We start from the raw sequence: 21,785 nt of genomic DNA, 5'->3' as shown, positions 1-21,785 counted from the left end.
GGAGCACTCAAAACCGATGAGGGGGTTTAAATAAGTATTTTCCTTTATATACCCCTCACCTGTCCTTCGGACATCCTCTCCCGCAAGGGGCGAGGACAAAAAACTATTTTTGCTGTTCATAAAAATCTCCTGTTATTTTTTCCGTCCCTTTATTATCGTTTTTTTTTTTGTTTTTTCAAGCAAAATTTATTTGCCCGACGATATTTTAATGGGACGAATTGGTTTAAAATAAGGGCACCTGCGAAACGTGGTTGCTTTTTGGAAAAAAATTGTACAATACTACTAATTTAAAAAAGGAGGCGTTTTATGGAAATTTTAAATCAGGCAGATATTGGCGTATTTGGCGGATCGGGTTTTTATAATTTTTTAAGTAAGGTAGAAGAAGTAAAAATTTATACGCCTTACGGCGAAACGAGCGACAGCGTTTTTATCGGTACGATCGGCAAGCACCGCGTGGCGTTTATGCCGCGCCACCGCCGGGATCACTCTATCCCGCCGCACCAAGTGAACTTCCGCGCTAATGTGTGGGCCATGAAACGCTTGGGTTGCACGCGTGTAATTTCCCCGTGTGCCGCGGGCAGTTTGCAAAAAAATATTAAACCCGGCGATTTTGTGATTTGCGACCAATTTGTAGATTGGACCGACGGACGTAAAAATACCTTTTTTGAAAATGTGTCTGTGTTTGAGGGGATGGCTGTGCAACACCCGTCTCCGGCGGAAACCTATTGTCCGCAGTTGCGTGCGTTGGCGGTGGAAACGGCTAAAGAACTTAAAATCCCGGTGCATGATAAGGGTACGGTGGTTGTCATTAACGGGCCGCGTTTTTCCACCAAGGCCGAATCGGCTTTTTTCACGCGGCAAGGTTGGCACGTGATTAACATGACGGCGTTCCCCGAGGCATATTTGGTAAAAGAGCTCAATATGTGCCCGCTAAACATTTCACTCATTACCGACTACGATGCCGGACTTGTGGGAGACGTGCCGCCCGTGTCGCACGAAGAAGTGTTAAAGGTATTTAACAGTAATATTGAGAAACTGAAGAACTTGTTGTTTGCGGTTATAGAAAAAGTGCCGACGGACAAACGCGCATGTAAATGTGCCGAGTCCACGAAGTTAAATTTCTAACAAAAAAATTACAAAAAAAGACGCCCTGCAATAGGGCGTCTTTTTATAACGTGCCTTTAGCATCTAGCTCTTCACATAGTTTGCGTTGGACGGCGGTAGCATTGTAGGTGGCGTGAGCCGTACAACGAACTCGTCCTGCATCCGATTGGGCAATATAGATATAGTATCTGGTGTTAAAGGGCTTGCGTTGCGCCAAAGCCAAATAATTAACGTTGTTCCCACCGGGAGAATATATAAAGTTCTTCGTTTCAATGCGGCCCGGATAGGCGGTACTTGCAAAAGAGTCCCCGGGGATTTCAATATCTAGTAAACTTAATTCTGTCATGTCGGCATACCGTCCGTTTGCCATGTAAAAAACTTGATTAGCGTTGGCAATCGCACGCACTAGGGAAACTGCCTCTGTCATGCGCGCTTTTTCTACCGCTTTTTGGTATTGCGGCAATGCTACCGCCGCCAGTATGCCGATGATTAAAACTACTACTAATAATTCAATAAGTGTAAATGCTTTGTTGTTATATAAAATGCTGTCATTCCAAACTTGATTTGGAATCTCACCTCTTTTAAAATTAGAAATAAGGAGAGATCCTGAATCAAGTTCAGGATGACATTTATTTTTATTTATATTTTTCATATTATTTGCTCCTTGTCGTTTTTCATCCGACACTTTATTATCGTTTTTTTTTTTGATTTGTCAAGTGTTTTCTATACTTTTTCTGGAAACAGAAAAAGTACCAAAAAGATTTTCCGCCCCAGGGTGCTATAAAAAGCAGACAAATCGGGAAAATTTACAAACTCGCTACGCTCAAACATGTAAATTTTCTTTTCCGATTTGGCGCTTTTTATAAACAGCACTAAAGGGGCGGATTTTAACAACCAACAAAAAAGACGCTTTTTTAGAGCGTCTTTTTTGGCGTGATAAAAGTAAATTTTATTGCAATAATTCTTTTAAAATAGCTTCGTGGATGCGGAAGAGTGATTCATCGGTTTTGGCTAAATTGTTTGCCATAAATACAAAGGAAATCAGCCGTCCGTCTTTATCGCGCACATATCCGGCGGCGGCTTTGACGCTGTCAATCGTGCCGCCTTTTACGCGCACATCGCCGACGCGTTTTTGCGGTTGTAAGTAACGGCGCAGCAAGAGTAAATCGCCCCGGTCATCCGGTGTGGCAAGCGAATTGTAATAATAGGGAAAATACGGGCTTTTCGTCATGTAATTAAGCGTGGCGGCGAGCACACGCGGCGTAACTAGATTATCACGCGCCAGGCCGCTCCCGTCGTGCAAGACAATATCATTAGGCCCGGCAATATGGTGCGCTGTCAGAAAATTTTTCAGTTGGGCCAGGCCGTTTTCTATACTGCCTTTTTGCCCGGCATGTACTGCTAACTGTCTAAGCAACATATCCGCATACAAATTAAAACTGCGTTTGTTGACAATGAGCACAATGTCTTTGAGTTCCGGCGACAGATATTTGTCCAGCCGCGTCATCGCCTTATAATCGGGTGCGGTAGCGGTAGTTTTGAGTTCGCCTTGAACGCTGATGCCTTGTTCTTGCAATGCTTGGCGCAACGCTTGCAACGCAAATAATGCCGGGTCGGGCAACGCGGCTTTGATAGAAAAACCTTTGGCGTTTGTGGGAATCGTGCCGAAGATTTTTAAGTCGTATTGTTTGGGGGCGGCGTACACGTAGGCGTTATCCTTTTTAGATTTCCCGTCGGTTGTTACAAACGACTCTAACTGAATTTGCGGCAAATCGGGCACGGTATAAGCTACTGTTACCGGAGCATTCGCGCGCGTTTGCGGTTTGAAATGAATTTCAAACGAGTTGTCATTAAACGATAACGCGCTGGCGGGCGCTGCAAAATAGTTACCCATATTTTCCCAATTTACTTTGGGGGCAATCGTTGGGCCTTCAAACAAAGAAACATCCGCAATCAGGTCACCGTTGATTTGATGCACGCCCGCTTGTTTGACGGAATTTGCCCAGCGGCGGGCTACTGTCTGCCACGTTTCTGCGCCGACTACACGGGTGGAGCCCAGTGTCATATCACCGCCGCCTTGTATGTATACAGATCCGTTTAACGTGCCGTTTTCATCGGGCATGCCTTGCATATACAAATTAGTTTCAAAGCGGTGGTGCGGTCCGAACGTCTCCAAGGCCGCGGCGGTAGTCAGTAATTTGAGCGTACTGGCGGGTGTTAAACGGATATTTTCGTTGCGTGCAAAAAGAAGCGCAGCATCTGCATCCGTGTAAACGGCCATGCCGCCCCACAACGCACCTTGCAAGACGGAGCTTTGTAATTTGTTTTCTACAAACTCTTGCAACGCTTGGGCGTGCAAAGACAGCGAAACACAAATCAGTAATAACGAATAAACTAAACGCATAATTAGTTAAACCACGGATACCATTTGTCTTTATCGCGGATATTGATTAAGAGAGATAATACCAGCAAATCGCGCGCGTTGATAGCTTGCGGTTTGTCCAGTTCGCAGATAAAGCGGTCAAACATAGCATGGGCATTGGTGATACTGCCCGTGCTTTCCATTTGACCACAGATGTCGTAGTCGGCCCGCAAAAAACCCCACAAGTGGCCGCACAGTTTGCGTAAAATAGCACGCCACGCAGAACGCTCGCGGATATGAGCCAGTTCGTTACCGTCGTGGCTAATTAGTTTCCAACTGCGCCGCAACGCAAAGCGTTTGCGCACCGCTACTAATACTTCTTTGGAGCGGGCGAAATAAATTTCATATCTTTCGGTTGTTAGGCCAAATCCTTTTTGCAACACGATAGCGGCTTTTTTCCCCTTGCGGTCAAACAAATTGATTTCACGCAACACCAATTGCGACCACACAATCCCGCAAAAGAAAATCACAATACCCAGCGGAATGAGTAACGAGCATATGGAGTAAATTGTGTCGTACGCAAAAGCAGAAAGCGGCAAGAGCTGTCCGCGTTCGGCTACGCCTGTCAGCGCCAGTAAAACGCACGTAAATACGACGAGCAAAATGCCTCCCAATAAAAATAAACTGTCCCACCGGCTGGAAAGCGAAATTAAGATGTTGCCCTGATTATCTTTAGCGCGGAAAATCAGCGACGGCGTGCCGTACAAGCGCGCAAAGCGGATCGGATAGAGCGAATTGGGGTTGGCGGCCGGGAGCGGTAATTTGGCGCGTACGCACACGCGCACACATAAAGCTATCGCCAGTAATAAAGCGTACAACAGCCCCAGTAAAATTAAAGCATCAAATCCACGGCCCAATTGCCGGATATACGGCGGCATACGTTGGGAAATAAATGTATTGATGTGGGATTGGGCCAGTTTATGTTTGAAACCTGCGGCGTAACGTTTCCAGGTCGGGCGCGGTGTTTGGGCGGCAGGTGCAACAGATTCCGTCGGAGCGGAAACGGTTTCTTCCGTGATTTCCGGCTCGGCTACGATGTCATAAGCGCGTTCGTCGTGAAGGTCCATTTCCAAGGTTTGCACTTGGTCGGCCGGCACTTTTTCTACCGTGCGGGGGGAAATGAACGAGAAAATTAAATCGGTTTCCAGGTACGTTAAATTGCGCGCTAAAATGGAGTACGCTTGCCCGCTGATTAAAAAATACCCGGCGCCAAAATCGTTTTTAGGCGTATAAAAGCTGATGTAAAAGAAAGGTTCTCCGGTAGAAAATTCAATACGTTTGATATCTTCACCCGTGTAAGAATTGCCTACCACCTTCATTTTTTTGCGTTTGATTTCGGTTAAATCGTCGTTGATTTTGGTTTCAATACAGGTTTCGGTGGTGCAGTCAATGGTTTTGATTTCTACGCGCGAAGATCCTTTTTCAACCGTTAAAACGCTGTTGGCGGCTGCTTGAGAAGATGCTTTCCACCCCGCCGGAAGATCCAGCGTAAACGCACCGTCTTTAGACGTAAAAGAAGCGGCGTTGGCTAGCGGAACCGCTGCCAAAAAAAATGCAAATAAAGCAAATGAAATAGAGGGCTTTTTCGCCATATTTTATTATTATAGTAAATTCTAAGTGGCTTGATGCGCTCCTTTTACGCAGGTAGCCAATAGCGCGAATTTTTACTGGCAAGACGGGGGAAAAAAGTGTTATCATATACATAAGGAGTATTTCTATTATAAAAGGAAAAAAAATGGCTACACAACAAATCCGTAAGGCCCGTTTACAGACTGTACGCAATTTGCTTCGTAAACACAACGCCAACGCGTTAGTGCTTACGCATAATATAGACCAATTTTACGTCTCAGGTTTTTTCTTCTATCCCGAAGAAGCCGTTTTTGTAATTCATCCCAAAGGGATGGCTTGTTTTACCCGGGGGCTTTATTTAGAGCCGTTTGGTAAATTTGCCCCGGAAGTGGAAATTTTTAGCCACGATACGGACCAACTGGACGCCGCTTTGGAGTTTGTCCGCAAAAAGAAACTCACCCGCGTGGGTTTTGATGCCGCCAAAGAAATGTATTTATCCGGCAAAAAAATGCGCGAAGCGGGGCTTATAGAATTGCCCAGTTTGATTTCCAAATCGCGCGAAGTAAAAGACGCGGACGAACTTAAAAAAACGCGCGATGCGTGCCGTATCGCGTATAATGCGTACGAATATGTCAAACCCCGTATTAAAACCGGTATGATGGAGTGCGAAGTAGCCGCCATGTTGGAAAGTTATATGCGTATGCAAGGAGCTACCGGCACGCCTTTCCAAACGATTGTGGCTTTCGGGGAAGGGGCGGCCAATCCGCATTACAAAACCAGCACGCGTAAATTGCAAAAAGAAGACGCCATTTTGTTAGATTTCGGTTGTATTTACAAAGGGTATACGTCGGATATTTCGCGTTGTTGGTGGCACGGTAAACACGAGCCGGCCGAATATACGAAAATTTGGAAAATTGTAGATAATGCCCGCAAAGCAGGTATCAAAAAAGCCCGTGTCGGTACGGCTACCAAAGACGTAGATGCCGCCGCGCGTGCCGTGATTGAAAAGTCCGGCTACGGTAAATATTTTACCCACCGCACCGGGCACGGTATCGGTATTGAAAACCACGAAGAGCCCTACAACAGTCCGCTCTCCAAAGCGGTGTTGGTGGCGGGAAATATATTCTCGGTAGAACCGGGAATTTATCTGCCCGGTAAATTCGGCGTGCGGTTGGAAGACACCGTGGTCGCCACGAAAGCCGGACCGAAGATTTACACAAAAAAATAATATGACCCAAAATTTATCCGCCAAACGTATGCAGTTATTACGCCGCGTATTGAAAGATGCGCAGTTGGGCGGATATATTGTGGTTTCCCCGGTGGAACAACGGTATTTATCCGGTATTGAGCTATCGGCGGGGGAGGCGGTTTTTTTGATAACGCCCGCCAAAGCGTATTGCATTACCAAAAAACTCATCGTTAGCAAAATGGCTCCGGCGCGGTCCTTTCTTAAAACGGAAGATGTGCCGTTTGGTACGATGTTGGACGGTGCGTTGGATAAAGCGAAAATATTGCGTTTAAAGCGGGTCGCTTTTGACCCGGCCCAAGTTGATTTTCACACGGGGGACGCCCTTACCAAGTGGGGGTGTGTGCGTGCGGAAGGACTCGTTGGCGAAATGCGAAAAGCTAAAGATGCTGATGAGGTTGCCAAATTGCGTCAAGCGTGCAAAATTGCGTGGGAAGCGTTTAACGAAGTCAAACCCAAAATCAAAACGGGCATGACGGAAGAAGATGTGCGTATTTTAATGGCTTGCGCGATGTTTAAACGCGGGGCGGACAGTATACCGTTTAACATTGTTTGCTTTGGTGAAAATACGGCAGATGCGCACCATACGCCCTCCAAAACGCGCAAGCTTAAAAAGAACGAAGCGGTTTTAATGGATTTTGGTTGTTTTTATGAGGGGTACACGTCAGACATGACACGCAGTTGGTGGCACGGCGGTAAAGTGCCCACGCTGTACACAAAGATTTGGAACATAGTAGATAAAGCCCGCCAAGCGGGTATCAATGCCTTACGCGCCGGAGTTACGGCCGGAGCCGTGGACAAAGCCGCGCGCGACGTAATTGAAGCGGCCGGATACGGTAAGGAGTTTTTCCATACCACCGGGCATGGTATTGGGCTTGTCGTACACGACGCGCCGATTTTGCGCTCGGGCTCGGCGGCACAAATACCGGATCAGGCGGTTGTAACGGTAGAGCCGGGTATCTACTTTGCCGGAAAATGGGGCATCCGCTTAGAGGATAGTTTCCTCGTTACCAAAACCGGCGCCAAAAAATTGACACAAAAATAAAAAGGAGTTAGTTTATGTTAAGCACGACCGAATTTAGAGAAGGTCTTATCTTTGAAGATGAGAACGGACAACTGGTGGAAATTATTGAATTTCAACACCACCGCAAAAGTCAAGCCCGCGCCGTAGTGCGTGTGAAATTGCGCAATATCAATACGGGCTCTGTGATTGAAACGTCCTACCGTCCCGAAGATAAATTTAAAGAAGTAGAAGTGGAAAAACGTCCGTTTACGTATTTATATACGTCGGGCGATATGGCTACTTTTATGAACGCCGAAACGTACGACCAAGTAGAAGTGCCCGTTGCCAAATTGGGCGATTTGACCAAATACTTAAAAGATAACATGGACGCCACCGGTATCTATATTAACGACAAACTCTTTAACGTAGAATTGCCGATTAAAGTACCGCTCAAAATTGCCTCTACCGTGCCCGGCGTCAAAGGCGATACGGTTGCCAATACGACCAAAGAAGCTACGTTAGAGACGGGTGCTGTTATTAAAGTACCGCTCTTTATTAACGAGGGCGACACCGTGCTCGTGGATACCCGCACGGGTAACTACGTGGAACGTGTGGCCGCGTAAGTTTTTGTTATGAAGCGCGCAGCCGTTACAGGGCTACTTGTTCTGCTTAGTGCTGTTTGGTTGCGCGCGTTTGATTTGCAGTACGGATCTTTATTTACGGTGCGCGGCATTACGTCGGTTAAAGGCCGTCCCGTTTTACCGCTCTCGCGTGGGAAATATGCCAACGTGCGAGTGTTGGATAAAGAGACGTTTGCTCTTTTAAAAACGTGCGCTTTGTCTTGCGCGCAAGAAGGCGAAGGGAAAATACAACTGCGCCAGTTGCGCGTGGCCCAAACGCGGCCCGATATGTGGATAGCGGACGTGGCAGTAGATGAAAGGTGGCTATTGACGTTTCTGGTATTTAAGAATAAAGACGGGTTTAGTTTTATCGTACCGCAAGACGTGCATATTTTGCAAGCGCGTTGGTTGGATGATGTAAAAGCGTTGATACAAACACAAATTTCAGACGGAGAAAAAAGAAAATGAAGTGCATGCACCGCCCCAGTGGCAAACTGCTTGCCGGTGATGTGGAAAACGCCGATACATTTTTTGCGCGGCTGTGGGGGCTGATGATGCGGCCGTCGCTTGCGAAAGGAAAAGGGTTGTTGTTGTCGCCCTGTCCGCAGATTCACACGTGCTTTATGCGCTTTGCCATTGATGCGGTGTTTTGCGATAAAAACGGACGCGTGTTGTACGTTAAAGAAAATATGAAGCCGTGGCGGTTTGGACGTTTTGTGCGCGGCAGTTACTATACGCTTGAATTGCCGGGCGGTAGTTTACAAGGGCAAGTCAACCCCGGCGATGAGTTGGTTTTTGCAAACGATTTTAATACAGTAGGAGAAAATAAATGACACTTAAAAAACTTATATCAGTTTTACTTTTTTGTGCGTTGGGGGCGTCTTCTGCGGCGGCTCGCCAATGGGACGATTTCGGTGCAAACGTAACCGCTAATAACGTGCGTGCGTTTACCAAAGATTTGGGCGGCATTATCGGCGCCGGTACGTATACCACCGGGCGCATTTTGGGCTGGGGGGGCTTTCAAATCGGCCCGCGCGCAGGTATGCTTTTTAAGATGAGTAAAGGCCATGGCGACAGCGCGGCCGAGCGTGACCATACCGCCTTGGGCGACCGCCACGACGTGGGTAGTATCGTTAGCCCGTGGTTGCAAGCCGATATCGGTATGCCGTTTCGCATTGACGGGTTTATCCGCGCGAGCAGTTATCAGGGTTTGACGATTGCGGGGGGCGGACTTCGCTGGGGTATTACGCGCCCGAGCGAAACGACGGGTGCTTTTCAGCCGATGGTAGTGTTAGCCGCACACAGCGCGACTGCGCAAGATTTTTCCGCCACGCATTACAACGCCAGTTTGGTCTTGTCTATGAAATTTAAATATTTTGTGCCGTACGTGGGCGGCGGGGTTGATTATACGAATGTCAACGTCGGCAACGGCGTAGCCGATATGGCCATGCGCGGCGAGCGTGAACATGCCGCCACCGCACGCGCTACGGCGGGGTTTAATTTCAAATTGCCGTCGTATATGGACCTAAGTTTGGCGGCGAATTATGCGCACTATGGGCTGGGTGCGGAGGCCTCTTTATCGCTGCGGTTTTAATGAACGGCTTTGTTATCTTCTATAAGCACGCACGCGGGTACAACTAATCGTTGTACCCGCGTTTGCGTGTTCCCGATAAACGATTTTCCAAAATCTGCCAATTTGCGCGTCCCTTGGGCTTGACGTAGCTAGCGCTACGCCTATGCGCCCAACTTGCCCGCGCAACTTGGAGCGATTTTGAAAAATCATATAACCTTCTACAAAGTTAATCTGTGCTGGACCGGCTGTTCGTAAGTTCAGTTTTACGCACGAATATCCCCTAGGACGTCATCCTGAACCGCGGCCTTTACCGCTTGGCCGCGCCCCGTAAGGTTGTAATACGGGGTCTGTAAAATAGATTTCAGGATCTCGTAGTGTCCTAGGGGATATTCGTTGCTTTACACCGATACAATTTTCCACATTTGGGCAATTTTGCGGTCTCGCGGCCTTGACGTGATTACCACCACGCCTATGCGGCCGCCTACATCCCGCAAAATTGCCTCAAATCTGAAAAATCATCTTCTCATCTACAAAGTTAGTCTTGGGGCGACGGGCCGTCCCTTTTTGCTTATTGGCCTTTTCTGACGGGAAAAAATAAAAACTTGACATCGTTTTTTTTTTTGCTACATTTTATTAAATGAAACAAAGGAGGAGTTTTTATGGAAAAGGAAAATAAAAGAATTGTTAATAAAAATAAATGTCATCCTGAACTTGATTCAGGATCTTCCACGCTTGTCGTTTCGCAAGGAAACAGCAACAACATACGTGGAAGATTCCAAATCAAGTTTGGAATGACGTCCTTGTTTAATAATAACAACGCATTTACGCTGATTGAACTCTTAGTTGTTGTTCTCATCATCGGTATCCTCGCGGCGGTAGCAGTGCCGCAATATCAAAAAGCGGTAGAGAAATCACGTGCGATGCAGACGCTTACGTTAGTTAAATCATTAAGTGATGCGTTGGAATCGTATTATTTAGCCAATAATGATATGCCGTCCTCTTTTGATGAATTGGATGTTGCTTTGCCAGCAGATTGGACAGGAACAACAGGTATTTATACGCGTAATGCTACGGATCATAAATCAAATGCTTATTGGGGAGCGAGTATTGAAAAATCTTCCATCATACATGCCTTGCATATGGGACGGTTAGAGGGAAATTACGCCCACGCCGGATTTTCGTATTATTTAAAATTTTATGATGATACCATTCCAACGCATGAAGTGCTTTGTATGGAGGAAAAAAGTAAAATTACGGAAGGAAAATTTTGTAAAGAATTATTTAAAGGAACTAAAACCTCGCACAATGGTACATTGCGTTTGTATCATTTGCCTTAAGTTGTACAAAATTTTTCATATAAAAAACTCCCGCAATTTCTTGCGGGAGTTTTTTTACGTCTAATCTTTTCAGCAATTCCAAGCTTATACTAAACCTTGGTCCAACATGGAGTCGGCCACTTTCTTAAAGCCCGCGATGTTCGCGCCGGCCATGTAGTTGCCTTTCATGCCGTACATTTCGGCCGCTTCCAAACAGCTGTTGTGAATGCTGTTCATAATGCGGTGGAGGTATTGGTCCACTTCTTCGCGGGTCCAGTACAAGCGCATAGAGTTTTGCGTCATTTCCAAACCGGACACGGCTACACCGCCGGCGTTGGAAGCTTTGCCGGGGGAGTACAAAATTCCGGCGGCTTGGAACGCTTCAATGGCTTCGGGCGTGCAAGGCATGTTAGAGCCCTCGCATACGCATTTGCAACCGTTTTTAAGTAACGTTTTGGCATCGTCGCCGTGCAATTCGTTTTCGCAAGCCGTCGGGCAAGCGATGTTGCACGGAATATCCCACGTTTTTTTGCCGGGTCTAAACTCGGCTTTGGGGAATTTTTTGACATATTCTTTCAAGCTGCCGCGGCGCACAAATACGAGGTCTTTTAAGAAGGCGAGCTTTTCGGCATCTACGCCGTCTTTGTCATACACACTGCCGTCGTAGTCCATAAAGCCCACTACTTTACCGCCCAACTCGGTCAATTTTTCAATGGCGTGTACGCCTACGTTACCCGTACCGGAAACAATGCAGGTTTTACCTTTGACGCTGTCGTTCTTGGTAGCGAGCATATTTTGCGTGAAGTACGCTACACCGTAGCCGGTGGCTTCGGGTCTAAGCAAGCTGCCGCCCCAGTTCGGTTTTTTACCGGTGAACGTGCCCGTAAAAACGTCGGTCAGTTTTTTGTATTGGCCGTACATATAACCGATTTCGCGCGCACCGCAACCGAGGTCGCCCGCCGGTACATCGGTATGATAACCGATGTGGCGGTACAGTTCGTTCATAAACGAGTGGCAAAAACGCATGACTTCCCCGTCCGATTTGCCGCGGGCGTCAAAGTCGCTCCCGCCTTTACCGCCGCCCAAGGGGAGCGTGGTTAAGCTGTTTTTAAAGGTTTGTTCAAACGCTAGGAATTTCAGAGAGTCTTGTGTTACGGACGTATGAAAGCGGATACCGCCTTTGTACGGCCCAATGGCACTATTGAATTGAACGCGGTAACCGCGGTTGACGTGAATTTCGCCTTTGTCATCTTGCCACGGTACGCGGAAGCTGATAATGCGTTCCGGCTCTACCAAGCGTTCCAAAATCTTTTCCTTAATATAGACCGGGTTTTGTTCCAACACCGGGTGCAACGTGCTGACTACTTCTTTCACGGCCTGTAAAAATACCTTTTGGCCGGGGTCTTTCTTCTCTTGGGCTTCTAAGAAGTCCGCGGTATAGGCATGAATATCCATATACCCTCCTTTAACTTATGATAACAACTATGTCTATTATACTATTTAACGGACGGAAAAGGTAGCTGTGATGTTAAATGTTATTAGGGTATTTCCACCAAGAAATATTTGTGTCTCCGCTAGCTGGGGTGGTCGCGCCCGTTTCCGATTTGCAGACTTCCTGTTGTGTCGCGTCTGTATTAGAACTTTGGCAATATCTTCTGCCATCAGAAAAATAAATAATGTACTTCATATTACTATTTGTAAAACCACACCAGACACGCTCCGGGGAGAGCCCCGGATCCTGTTGGCATTTCGTTTTATTCAATGTGCATTGGTCAGTTCTTCCGGGGTCATTTTCACATACGCCTAACTCAGCGATATCTTTAGCAAATTGTCCGTTGGCCAAATAATAGATACGCTGTGCCTGAAAAATAGCTGTTGCCATACTTTTTAAAGTAGCATAGCGGCTTTTTACTACTGCTTTTTGGTATTGCGGCAGAGCCACCGCCGCGAGGATGCCAATAATGAGGACGACGACCAAAAGTTCAATAAGCGTAAATGCTTGTTTGTTGTTCATATTGTTGCTCCTTGTTATTTTTTTGCGTCCCTTTATTGTCGTTTTTTTTTTTTGATTTGTCAAGCTCTTTTTATGTTGAAATTTCAAGCGGGGGGAAAATATGTTACACTACCTATATGAAATTATCCGCTAATATGGAAGATTACGTAGAAGCCGTTTTGTTTTGCGCTAACGAGCAAGGGCTCGCGCGCGTAAGCGATATACGCGATTTGTTGGGAGTAAAAACGCCCAGCGTAACGGGGGCGATGAAACTGCTTGCCGAAAACGGCTATGTAATACACCAACCGTATGGCGGAATTAAACTCACGGCCAAAGGGTTGCGCGCGGCCGAGGATGTTAAAAAACGCCACGCCATTTTAAGCCGCTTTTTAACGCAAGTGCTTGGCGTCAACCCCAAAACAGCCGATATAGATGCGTGTAAAATGGAGCACGCCGTCAGCAAAGAAACCTTGGAAAAACTCCACGCCTACCTGCATAAAATAGCCGGGGAATAATTTACCGGTTTATTTCCTCTCGTACACGCGCGTAAAATTTTCTATAATATAAAAAACATTTATTATTGGAGTTTTACCATGGCAAAAAATAAATATTCCCATACGGTTTTATTACCTAAAACCGATTTTCCGATGCGCGCGGGTTTGGCGCAAAAAGAGCCGAAAATTTTAGATTTTTGGAAGTCTATTAACCTCTACGAAGCCATGCTCAAAAAAAACGAGCAAGGCAAACACTTTGTATTACACGACGGGCCGCCTTATGCTAACGGCAAAATTCACATCGGCCATGCGTTGGATAAAACCATTAAAGACATCATCTTAAAATCGCGCGCGATGACGGGCCACTATACGCCCTATGTGCCGGGGTGGGATTGCCACGGTCTGCCCATTGAACAAGCACTCCTCAAAGAACTTAAGCAAGATAAAAAGCACATTACCGATGTGCCCGCTTTCCGCAAGCGTGCGCGCGAATTTGCCGCCAAATTTATTGACTTGCAACGCCAAGGTTTCAAACGCTTGGGCGTGCAGGGCGATTGGGATAATCCGTATTTGACCATGGATAAACGTTACGAAGGTATTACCGTCGGGGCGTTTTTAGATCTTATTGAAAAAGGATACGTCTATAAAGGGCAAAAAACCATTACATGGTGCCCGCATTGTGAAACGGCACTTGCCGATGCGGAAACGGAATATAAAGATATTTCCTCGCCCTCTATTTATCTGCGTTTTAAACTTGTAGACCCCAAAAAAGAAATTTTAGGCGATTTGGACTACACAAAACCCGTCAATTTAGCCGTTTGGACCACCACCCCGTGGACGATCCCCGCTAACGTGGCCGCCGCTGTTTCCAATACGGAAGATTACGCTATTTTGCAAGACAGTAAAACTGGCGAGTATTACATTGTAGCGGAAAAATTAGCGGAAGAATTTTTGAAAAATACCGGACTTGATTGCACCCAAGCCGGGAAAGTGGCGGGCGAAAAACTCGTCGGTATGAAATACTATCATCCGCTTTCTCATAAGGAAAATCCGGTTATTTGGACGGACTTTGTAACCATGGACGCCGGGGTCGGAGTCGTACACATTGCACCCGGCCACGGGGAAGAAGATGCCCAAGCCGGCAAACAATGGAAGTTGGAAACCGTCTGCCCGGTGGACGAAAAAGGGTGCTACACCAAAGACGCGGGCGTGTTTGAAGGCATGCACGTATTTGAGGCCAACCCGCTTATGGTTAAAAAGTTGGACGAACTCGGCGTGCTTATCAAAGAGCAAGAAATCGTGCACAGTTATCCGCATTGTTGGCGTTGCCACAACCCCATTATTTTCCGGGCAACGGAACAATGGTTTATGTCCATTGACAAAGACGGACTTCGCCAAAAACTCATGGATAATTTGTCTAACGTTAAATTTTATCCAGTCGGCGGACAAGAGCGTATGCGCTCTATGATTGGCTTGCGGCCCGATTGGTGTTTGTCGCGCCAACGCTTTTGGGGGACTCCGGTAGCCGTGCTCTACTGTAAAAAATGCGGCAAGCCGCAAGTTAACCACGAGCTATTTGAGTTTATTAAAAAACGTGCCATGGAAGAAGGGTCCGATTTTTGGTTTACCGATCCGGTGGAAAAACTCATGCCGGAAAATTATGCGTGTGAGTGCGGCAGCCATGAATTTAGAAAAGAAACCGATATTTTAGACGTCTGGCTTGATTCCGGCGTGTCGTGGGCGGCGGTTTTAAAAGACCGCGGCTTAGATTTCCCGGCCGACGTCTATTCCGAAGGGTCTGACCAACACCGCGGTTGGTTCCAAAGTTCCTACATCCCGTCGTACACGTTAGAAGGCACCGCGCCGTTTAAAACGATTTTAACGCACGGTATGGTGTTAGACGGACAAGGCCGTCCGATGCACAAATCGCTCGGTAACGCCGTGGACCCGGAAGATGTTGTGAGCAAATACGGGGCGGATATTTTGCGCTTGTGGGTATCGTTTAGCGATTATCAGGGCGACGTACGCATCAGCGAAGAAATTTTGGGCGGTCCGATTGATACGTACCGCAAAATCCGCAATACGGTGCGCTATGCGCTGGGCAACTTGTCCGATTACGACCCGGATATCCATTGCGTGCCCGCCAAAGAATTAACGGAAATGGACCAGTATATGCTCGGTCGTTTAAATACGCTGATTGAAGAAGTGCACAGCGGATATGAAGAATTTAATTTCCGCCGGGCGATGCGCGCCTTGACCGATTTTTGTATTTTAGACTTGTCGTCGTTTATGTTAGACGCATCTAAAGACCGCCTCTACACACAAGGGGCCAACGCTCCTGCGCGGCGCAGTGCCCAAACGGTGCTTGCCGAAATTACGGTGGCGCTACTTAAACTAATGGCGCCCGTGCTTTCGTTCACCGCCGAAGAAGCGTGGCAGGAACTGCGCAAAACCGCTTTGGGACGCACGTTGGAGCAAAGCATATTTTTGTCCGATATGCCGCGTAACGCCTCGCTCATCCCGCAGGTGCGTTTGGAAGAAAAATGGAACGAAATTCGCCGCATCCGCGAGGGCGTACAAAAATTTTTGGAAAGTGCCCGCGAGCAAAAAATTATCGGCTCGTCGTTAGAAGCCCGGGTTACCTTTAGCACCAACGACCCTTCTACCCAAGCATTCTTAGAAGAAACAAAAGACCTGTGGGCGGAAATTTTGATCGTTTCCCAAGTGGAAATTAAAGAGGGGACCGAGCCGCTGTTTGTGGAAATCACCCACGCTACCGGTACCAAATGCGCCCGTTGCTGGCAATGGAAAGAAGACGTCGGTACGCATACACACAACGATATTTGCGGCCGTTGCGAAGAAGTATTGGCGCGCGAAGGCCTGACGGTGGAAGAACAGGAGTCTGTCCGTGCGTAAAATACTTTCCCGGGTTAAAACGTGGGCCGTAACCAACAAGGACGTACTTGTTGTGTTGGCGTTACTGCTCGCGTTGGACCGGGTAAGTAAAGTTTTGGCGCAAAATTTTTTGTGGCAAGGACCGAAGAAAATTTTACCGTTTTTCCAGTTGCAATACGTGGAAAATACCGGCTCTGCCTTTGGTATGTTGCAAGGAGCGAACGGTTGGTTGATTCTGGTAATGGTGGTTATCATCGGCTATATTTTATATAGTTGGAAAGAGTTGTGTGCGCAAGGTAACTTGGTTAAATGGGGTTGCGTGTGCATTTTGGCAGGTGCGCTGGGCAATCTTTATGATAGAATAACACTAGGATATGTGGTAGATTTTTTAGATTTTCTGGTATGGCCCGTGTTTAACGTGGCAGACAGTGCTATTACCGTAGGCGGTGGGCTGTTTGTTATTTCGCTAATCTGGCACGGAGCCAAAAAACAGGAGGAAAAATGAAAAAGATAATTTTGTTGGCGTTGGCTGTATTAGTGGCGGCGTGCAGTTCCGACACGAAACTGTTTAAACAGGCGCGGTTGGCGACTTCCCAAGGTGATTATGCCAAAGCGGTGGAGTTATATTCCCGAGCTATCCGGCAAAATCCGGACAATTTTGCACTTTACATCAACCGCGGTGTGGTGTGGGAACGGTTACCTGTAAAAGATAGTAAAGAACGTCAAAAAAACCGTCAAAATGCCGAGCAAGATTATCGCAAGGCCGTGGAGTTAAACCCGCTGAGTGCCGAGGCCTACAATAATTTAGGCGCACTCTATATTGATATGGGACGCAACTTGGAAGCATCCGATATGCTTTCCAATGCGTTATCATTAGATCCCAACTACTTTATGGCCCGCATGAACCGGGCGATTGCCTACTACCGCATGGGCCGTACCGTAGGCGCATTAGATGATTTCAACCGTGCGTCTATGATGCGCCCGAAAGATACGCTTGTACTACTTAACCGTGCGCTAGCGTATTACGATATGGGGCAGTATCAAAATGCGGTGGATGATTTGTCGTATTTGCTGGCATTGGACCCCAATCAGGCCCGCGCGTATTTAGAGCGCGCCCGCTCGTTTATTAAAATGGGATATCCTGCCAATGCGTATGCCGATTTGGAATCGGCTGTTACTATTAAACCTTCCTATGCGTTGGCCTACTATTACATGGGTGATCTGTTGTTTCGCAAAGGGGAAACAGACCAAGCGTTGGGGATGCTCGTGCGATCCAAAGAGTTGGCCAGCCAATATGTTCCTACCTACGAACTCATGGGCGATATGCTGGCCGTGCAAGACCCGGTAGCGGCTACCGCTAACTACATGGTAGCTCTTAAATTGGACCCGGACAATGCGCGCCGCTACGAAGCCAAAATCCGCTTGATGCGTAGTGAAGAAGGTCGGCAGCGCGTGCAAGCCAGCCGGTTCTTTCCGCGGTAATTTCTATGTCGGGCAGCGCGGCTTCTTCTAACGGTTTTATTTCGGCGGCACTTAAAGTGCCGTCGGGAAGTTATGTGTACCGGTTTTATCTTTCCGCCGGACTTTTTTTGCTCATGCTCTTTTTGCTGGCCGTGCGCTATTCAGAGGTGGGCTTTTTTATTTTGGTGCTTATCAATGCGCTTTTCTGTGCCGATATTTTTGTACGCAGTGCTTGGAGTGATTTGACCCACCGGAAAATAGGATTTTCATTGTTAGTGAGTGTGGCGGTGTATGCCGGATTTATTTATTCGGTGTGCCATACGTTTGTCTTGCAGCCGATGTTCGGCCCGGTGGACGAATTGTATTTGTATGTTTCGTTCTTTTTAACGCTTTCGCTATGGGTGCAAGGCCACCGGGTACAAGAGCGCGAACGGGCCGATGTGTACATCAAAAAAATAGACGATTTTTTGCCTAAATCGGGCCGCAAATGCATGCAAGACCGTATGCGTATTGTGTTTGCCAAAGAATTAAAAGAAGGCGATGAGGTGTGCGTTAAACCCGGCGAACGCTTTCCGTGCGACGGCGAAATTATCAGCGGCAAAACCTCCGCAGATGAACAACTTATTACCGGTAATCAAGTGCCCGCTTATAAACAACGGGGTAATACCGTCTATGCCGGTACGGTTAATAAATCCAGCGAAGTATATGTGAAAGTAACAAAGCCGCTTATGCTCTCTGCGCTGATGCATGTAGTGTCTTCGGTGCAAAATTGTGAACGCCGCCGCAGTGCTTACACGACCGATTTGGACGCGTATTCGGCGTGGATATTGTTGCTGTTGGTATTGATGGCGGGGGGGCAATACGGATGGTTGCTGTTTAAACACGGCACCCAAACGTGGTTATACAATAGCGGTGCCTTGTTGGTTATGTTGTCGTTAGGGGCGCCGGTATCGTTGTTATTTGCGCAACAATTTGCTGTATTTTTTGCGTGTCATTATGCTTTCAAAAACGGCATGCGTATCCAAAACCATTATGCGTTGGATGTGTTGGCTCAGTCGGATATGCTATTTTTTGATAAAACCGGTACATTAACTTACGGTCAGCTGACGGTGCATAGTGTTCACCCGGCTTCGCCCAAGGGGGAAAAAGCCCTTTTAGAGGCGGTTGTTTGTGCCGAACAGCAAGCCGAAGGCCCTTTTGCCAGTGCCATTATGCAGTATGCTAAAGCGCGGCATATTGAGGCCAAACCAAACGATTCGCTGGAAATATTGCCCGGAATCGGGGTACGTGTTTCGTGTGGGAAACAAGTGATCATGGCGGGCCGTATCCAGTGGATGGAAGAACAAGGCATTGAACTGCCTCAAGAGGTATACTGGAAACCGCAAACGGTTATTTGCGTAGCTAAAAACGGTACTTATTTGGGGTATCTGACGCTAGCCGATGCCCTTAGACCCGGTGCTAAAGAAGTGGTAGAATTTTTGAAAAAGGAAGGCAAAGAGTTGTTATTGATTTCCGGCGACAACGAACCGGCGGTAGCTACGGTGGCGGGACAAGTGGGTATTGAAAAATACAACGCGCATGTATTACCTAAAACAAAGGCGGAAATCATTACCAATTTGCGCGAACTGGGCAAGCGTGTAATTATGGTAGGGGACGGGTTTAACGATATTATTGCGCTCTTGCAAGCCGACGGCGGTATTGCGTATGCGTCCAGTAAAAACATTTACACCAACTGGGTGGATATTTTGATTACCCGGCGCGATTTGTACCCTTTGATTGACTTATTTAAAATTCATCAAAAAATCCGCCGCATTAGCATTACCAACGTGATGTTGTCGTTTATACTGAGCGTGCTGTGGGTGGAATTTTTGTTTTGGTACACAAACGGCGCGGTAGATTGGCGTTGGGTGTTGGGCGGCAGTTTAGCCGTTTTAGGACTTATATTTTTAAATTCAACGAGGTTATTAAAAATCAAATGACAAACAAAGATATAGATTTTGGTTACACATCGGCGCATGCACGTAAAAATGCAGATGCCGTCTTGCCGGAAATTCAATGCTGGCCCAACCAGTATAAACGGGATTACGATATTAAAATTGAACTGCCGGAATTTACGTCCGTATGTCCAAAAACGGGTCTGCCGGATTTCGGCACGATTACTATTGAGTACATCCCCGACGAGCTTTGCTTGGAACTCAAATCGCTTAAGTATTATTTATTAGAGTACCGCGATATGGGTATTTTTATGGAAAACATCGCCAATAAAATTTTAGACGATGTGGTCAAAGCGTGTAAACCCAAATGCGCCACCGTGACGGGCACCTTTACGCCGCGCGGCGGGTTGCGCTCGGTGATAGTAGCTAAATACGAGAAGAACAAATGAACTTAACTAAAATTTTACGGCAGCTGATTATATGCACCGTTGCCTTTGTAGCGGGTGCGTGCACGATGCAATGGTGGAATATGCGTCAAGCGCGGCAAGATAAAGCGTTGTTAGATACGCTTGAAGAAACGGAATCGGTCTTTGTGCGCGACATGACACAAGCGGACGAAGCCGACGGCGTAAGCGACGTTCAAACACCGCAAACAGAAGCTACGCTCACGGTGCCTTCCCAACTTTCCAAAATTGAAGTGCCCGACGTGCAAACGGTACTGCCCCGCTCCGGTGCGGAATTTGCGCCTAATAGCGAAGAAGAAACTAAGCCCGAATCTACTTTGCCGGTGCTGGATACTACTTCGCGCGTGGCGGTGGGAACAACCGTCCAAGTACCGACGGTATCATCTACGCAAACGGCAACCACCGAGAGTAAAATTTCTATGATTGAAGTCCCGGTGGAAGCGGTGCTGATTAAATCGTTAGAAGAATACCGCGATTTTAAACGCCGTGCGCGCGGCAGTTACCCGGAGGTAGATTTTACCAAAGAGCACGTGTTGGTATTGGAATCAAGCAGTAACTTGCCCGATAAAGTGTTTGAAATTCAAACGGTGGCTGATGAGGGGGGAAAACGCATTGTTACCTACCGCGTCAGTGTGTTTGGGTTGGATAAAAAGACAAACACGCACAGCGTGGCCGTTGTAGACAAAGCCGATTTGCCCTTAGAACTCAAACAAGTGTTGTAGAGATTTATGCCGGTTGGATAAACATCCCTTTGCGGTGCGGGGGATGTTTATTCATGTCAAAATTTTCTACTAAGGCATTGTATAAAGCTTGGCGCTACCGCTACCAGTTAAGAAAGTCCCTCTGAACAGTTTGATGCAATAATTTCCCTCGTCGGTTGTACTCATACCATTGTTACCATATTTTTCGCCACATAAAAGTGCACCTTCCGGGGTGGCGGGATCTTCTTTGTAAATATAAAAAGAAGCACCTTTGTATTTGCCTTGTTTGCGGGTGGCAAATACGCCTGCGCCTCCGGCGTTTAATCCGTTGTTAAAAATACCTACGGTCCAGTCATTATTGCCCCGACTTTCGGTGCGAGTGTTTGAAGAAGATGATGTTAAGGTTAAGTCAACCCCTATTTCGTCAAAGCGGACGGGCCACGTACCATTGGCTAAATAGTAAGCATCGGCGGCTTGATAAATACTTTTAAGCAGGGGTATAACTTGCGCGGCGCGAGATTTCTCCACAGCTTTTTGATACTGCGGCAACGCCACCGCCGCCAAAATACCGATGATGAGGACAACGACTAAAAGTTCTATCAGCGTAAAACCGTTGTTGTTGTTATCATATAAAGACCTGTCATCCCTAATGCGGGATCTTCTGATTTTCTCTCGCTCGTTGGCCGTCCCGGCAGAAATAAAAATACGAAGATCCCGTGTGACGGCCTCACGGGATGACATGCTTATTTTATAATTGTTCATATTGTTTGCTCCTTATATATTTTTTGCGTCCCTTTATTATCGTTTTTTTTTTTGATTTGTCAAGACCCTCGCCGGGCCGGCATAAGGCCTCAAACCTCTGTAAGCTGATGATGTTATCTTTTGCAAACAGGGACTTCGTGTTATTCTGTAATATTTTTGTTGTTTATCCGCCCCTTTAGCACCGTTTACAAAAAGCGCCAAATCGGAGAAGAAAATTTACATGTTTGA

The 21,785-nt window shown here is 47.0% G+C and carries 21 protein-coding genes; 15 read left to right on the top strand and 6 right to left on the bottom strand.

Annotation, left to right across the window (positions count from 1 at the left end):
- Positions 1-306 precede the first annotated feature (306 nt).
- Positions 307-1,125: an S-methyl-5'-thioadenosine phosphorylase gene (locus ACQY2W_RS05835; protein ID WP_428050313.1), complete on the top strand. Its 819-nt coding sequence runs from the start codon at positions 307-309 to the stop codon at positions 1,123-1,125.
- Between the two features lie 43 nt (positions 1,126-1,168).
- Here ACQY2W_RS05835 and ACQY2W_RS05830 read toward each other — a convergent pair whose 3' ends face one another.
- The 3 genes from ACQY2W_RS05830 to ACQY2W_RS05820 all read right to left on the bottom strand — a co-directional run bounded on the left by ACQY2W_RS05830 (position 1,169) and on the right by ACQY2W_RS05820 (position 5,118).
- Positions 1,169-1,756 (bottom strand): type IV pilin protein, encoded by a 588-nt coding sequence (locus ACQY2W_RS05830; RefSeq protein WP_428050311.1) that lies wholly within the window; start codon positions 1,754-1,756, stop codon positions 1,169-1,171.
- A gap of 297 nt (positions 1,757-2,053) precedes the next feature.
- Complete coding sequence (gene dacB / locus ACQY2W_RS05825) at positions 2,054-3,508, bottom strand: D-alanyl-D-alanine carboxypeptidase/D-alanyl-D-alanine endopeptidase (protein ID WP_428050309.1); 1,455 nt, start codon at positions 3,506-3,508, stop codon at positions 2,054-2,056.
- 2 nt (positions 3,509-3,510) lie between these two features.
- On the bottom strand, positions 3,511-5,118 hold the full coding sequence (locus ACQY2W_RS05820) for a hypothetical protein (RefSeq protein WP_428050307.1): 1,608 nt from the start codon (positions 5,116-5,118) through the stop codon (positions 3,511-3,513).
- A 143-nt stretch (positions 5,119-5,261) separates the two neighbouring features.
- On the opposite strand from ACQY2W_RS05820, the gene ACQY2W_RS05815 reads away from it, so the two are divergent.
- The 7 genes from ACQY2W_RS05815 (at position 5,262) to ACQY2W_RS05785 (ending at position 10,874) form a co-directional block, all read left to right on the top strand.
- Positions 5,262-6,323 carry a M24 family metallopeptidase gene (locus tag ACQY2W_RS05815; protein WP_428050305.1) on the top strand — a complete coding sequence of 354 codons (1,062 nt, stop codon included), beginning with the start codon at positions 5,262-5,264 and terminating at the stop codon, positions 6,321-6,323.
- 1 nt (position 6,324) lies between these two features.
- Positions 6,325-7,386, top strand: a complete 1,062-nt coding sequence (locus ACQY2W_RS05810) for a M24 family metallopeptidase (RefSeq protein ID WP_428050303.1) — start codon at positions 6,325-6,327, stop codon at positions 7,384-7,386.
- Positions 7,387-7,400: 14 nt separating this feature from the next.
- On the top strand, positions 7,401-7,967 hold the full coding sequence (gene efp, locus ACQY2W_RS05805; protein WP_428050301.1) for an elongation factor P: 567 nt from the start codon (positions 7,401-7,403) through the stop codon (positions 7,965-7,967).
- A gap of 9 nt (positions 7,968-7,976) precedes the next feature.
- Positions 7,977-8,432, top strand: a complete 456-nt coding sequence (locus ACQY2W_RS05800) for a hypothetical protein (protein ID WP_428050299.1) — start codon at positions 7,977-7,979, stop codon at positions 8,430-8,432.
- Positions 8,429-8,797 (top strand): DUF192 domain-containing protein, encoded by a 369-nt coding sequence (locus tag ACQY2W_RS05795; protein ID WP_428050297.1) that lies wholly within the window; start codon positions 8,429-8,431, stop codon positions 8,795-8,797. Before ACQY2W_RS05800 ends, ACQY2W_RS05795 begins: the two co-directional genes overlap by 4 nt.
- Positions 8,794-9,558, top strand: coding sequence for a hypothetical protein (locus tag ACQY2W_RS05790; RefSeq protein WP_428050295.1), 765 nt, complete (start codon positions 8,794-8,796; stop codon positions 9,556-9,558). Before ACQY2W_RS05795 ends, ACQY2W_RS05790 begins: the two co-directional genes overlap by 4 nt.
- Positions 9,559-10,196: 638 nt before the next feature.
- Complete coding sequence (locus ACQY2W_RS05785; protein ID WP_428050293.1) at positions 10,197-10,874, top strand: type IV pilin protein; 678 nt, start codon at positions 10,197-10,199, stop codon at positions 10,872-10,874.
- Between the two features lie 84 nt (positions 10,875-10,958).
- Here the strand turns inward: ACQY2W_RS05785 and gdhA are convergent, their stop codons facing one another.
- A complete protein-coding gene (gene gdhA / locus ACQY2W_RS05780; protein WP_428050291.1) occupies positions 10,959-12,308 on the bottom strand; it encodes an NADP-specific glutamate dehydrogenase in 1,350 nt (449 codons plus the stop codon).
- A gap of 73 nt (positions 12,309-12,381) precedes the next feature.
- The gene (locus ACQY2W_RS05775; protein ID WP_428050289.1) at positions 12,382-12,867 is read right to left on the bottom strand and encodes a type IV pilin protein; all 486 of its coding nucleotides are present in this window, start codon (positions 12,865-12,867) and stop codon (positions 12,382-12,384) included.
- 116 nt (positions 12,868-12,983) lie between these two features.
- On the opposite strand from ACQY2W_RS05775, the gene ACQY2W_RS05770 reads away from it, so the two are divergent.
- From ACQY2W_RS05770 to ACQY2W_RS05740, 7 genes are all read left to right on the top strand, one after another.
- Entirely contained in the window at positions 12,984-13,361 is a 378-nt protein-coding gene (locus ACQY2W_RS05770) for a metal-dependent transcriptional regulator (RefSeq protein ID WP_428050287.1), read from the top strand.
- Positions 13,362-13,439: 78 nt separating this feature from the next.
- Entirely contained in the window at positions 13,440-16,256 is a 2,817-nt protein-coding gene (ileS, locus tag ACQY2W_RS05765; RefSeq protein WP_428050285.1) for an isoleucine--tRNA ligase, read from the top strand.
- Positions 16,249-16,740, top strand: coding sequence for a signal peptidase II (gene lspA, locus ACQY2W_RS05760; RefSeq protein WP_428050283.1), 492 nt, complete (start codon positions 16,249-16,251; stop codon positions 16,738-16,740). Before ileS ends, lspA begins: the two co-directional genes overlap by 8 nt.
- Positions 16,737-17,717 carry a tetratricopeptide repeat protein gene (locus ACQY2W_RS05755; protein WP_428050281.1) on the top strand — a complete coding sequence of 327 codons (981 nt, stop codon included), beginning with the start codon at positions 16,737-16,739 and terminating at the stop codon, positions 17,715-17,717. Before lspA ends, ACQY2W_RS05755 begins: the two co-directional genes overlap by 4 nt.
- A 5-nt stretch (positions 17,718-17,722) precedes the next feature.
- Entirely contained in the window at positions 17,723-19,675 is a 1,953-nt protein-coding gene (locus tag ACQY2W_RS05750) for a heavy metal translocating P-type ATPase (protein ID WP_428050279.1), read from the top strand.
- Positions 19,672-20,079 (top strand): preQ(1) synthase, encoded by a 408-nt coding sequence (queF, locus tag ACQY2W_RS05745; protein WP_428050276.1) that lies wholly within the window; start codon positions 19,672-19,674, stop codon positions 20,077-20,079. Before ACQY2W_RS05750 ends, queF begins: the two co-directional genes overlap by 4 nt.
- Positions 20,076-20,816, top strand: coding sequence for a hypothetical protein (locus ACQY2W_RS05740; RefSeq protein ID WP_428050274.1), 741 nt, complete (start codon positions 20,076-20,078; stop codon positions 20,814-20,816). Before queF ends, ACQY2W_RS05740 begins: the two co-directional genes overlap by 4 nt.
- A 69-nt stretch (positions 20,817-20,885) precedes the next feature.
- Here the strand turns inward: ACQY2W_RS05740 and ACQY2W_RS05735 are convergent, their stop codons facing one another.
- Positions 20,886-21,557 carry a type IV pilin protein gene (locus tag ACQY2W_RS05735; RefSeq protein ID WP_428050272.1) on the bottom strand — a complete coding sequence of 224 codons (672 nt, stop codon included), beginning with the start codon at positions 21,555-21,557 and terminating at the stop codon, positions 20,886-20,888.
- Positions 21,558-21,785: the final 228 nt, after the last annotated feature.

The sequence above is a fragment of the Candidatus Avelusimicrobium caledoniensis genome (assembly GCF_902756455.1).
In the GTDB taxonomy this organism is placed as follows: domain Bacteria; phylum Elusimicrobiota; class Elusimicrobia; order Elusimicrobiales; family Elusimicrobiaceae; genus Avelusimicrobium; species Avelusimicrobium caledoniense.
This window is presented reverse-complemented; position numbering and strand designations above follow the sequence as displayed.

Bases quoted from the DNA above. Each gene is read 5' to 3' on its own strand.
- ACQY2W_RS05790 (WP_428050295.1), top strand. From the start codon at position 8,794: ATGACACTTAAAAAACTTATATCAGTTTTACTTTTTTGTGCGTTGGGG.
- gdhA (WP_428050291.1), bottom strand. From the start codon at position 12,308: ATGGATATTCATGCCTATACCGCGGACTTCTTAGAAGCCCAAGAGAAG.
- dacB (WP_428050309.1), bottom strand. From the start codon at position 3,508: ATGCGTTTAGTTTATTCGTTATTACTGATTTGTGTTTCGCTGTCTTTG.
- ACQY2W_RS05770 (WP_428050287.1), top strand. From the start codon at position 12,984: ATGAAATTATCCGCTAATATGGAAGATTACGTAGAAGCCGTTTTGTTT.
- ACQY2W_RS05735 (WP_428050272.1), bottom strand. From the start codon at position 21,557: ATGAACAATTATAAAATAAGCATGTCATCCCGTGAGGCCGTCACACGG.
- ACQY2W_RS05750 (WP_428050279.1), top strand. From the start codon at position 17,723: ATGTCGGGCAGCGCGGCTTCTTCTAACGGTTTTATTTCGGCGGCACTT.
- ACQY2W_RS05740 (WP_428050274.1), top strand. From the start codon at position 20,076: ATGAACTTAACTAAAATTTTACGGCAGCTGATTATATGCACCGTTGCC.
- ACQY2W_RS05795 (WP_428050297.1), top strand. From the start codon at position 8,429: ATGAAGTGCATGCACCGCCCCAGTGGCAAACTGCTTGCCGGTGATGTG.
- ACQY2W_RS05755 (WP_428050281.1), top strand. From the start codon at position 16,737: ATGAAAAAGATAATTTTGTTGGCGTTGGCTGTATTAGTGGCGGCGTGC.
- ACQY2W_RS05800 (WP_428050299.1), top strand. From the start codon at position 7,977: ATGAAGCGCGCAGCCGTTACAGGGCTACTTGTTCTGCTTAGTGCTGTT.
- ACQY2W_RS05785 (WP_428050293.1), top strand. From the start codon at position 10,197: ATGGAAAAGGAAAATAAAAGAATTGTTAATAAAAATAAATGTCATCCT.
- ACQY2W_RS05775 (WP_428050289.1), bottom strand. From the start codon at position 12,867: ATGAACAACAAACAAGCATTTACGCTTATTGAACTTTTGGTCGTCGTC.
- ACQY2W_RS05815 (WP_428050305.1), top strand. From the start codon at position 5,262: ATGGCTACACAACAAATCCGTAAGGCCCGTTTACAGACTGTACGCAAT.
- ileS (WP_428050285.1), top strand. From the start codon at position 13,440: ATGGCAAAAAATAAATATTCCCATACGGTTTTATTACCTAAAACCGAT.
- ACQY2W_RS05835 (WP_428050313.1), top strand. From the start codon at position 307: ATGGAAATTTTAAATCAGGCAGATATTGGCGTATTTGGCGGATCGGGT.
- queF (WP_428050276.1), top strand. From the start codon at position 19,672: ATGACAAACAAAGATATAGATTTTGGTTACACATCGGCGCATGCACGT.
- ACQY2W_RS05830 (WP_428050311.1), bottom strand. From the start codon at position 1,756: ATGAAAAATATAAATAAAAATAAATGTCATCCTGAACTTGATTCAGGA.
- ACQY2W_RS05810 (WP_428050303.1), top strand. From the start codon at position 6,325: ATGACCCAAAATTTATCCGCCAAACGTATGCAGTTATTACGCCGCGTA.
- efp (WP_428050301.1), top strand. From the start codon at position 7,401: ATGTTAAGCACGACCGAATTTAGAGAAGGTCTTATCTTTGAAGATGAG.
- ACQY2W_RS05820 (WP_428050307.1), bottom strand. From the start codon at position 5,118: ATGGCGAAAAAGCCCTCTATTTCATTTGCTTTATTTGCATTTTTTTTG.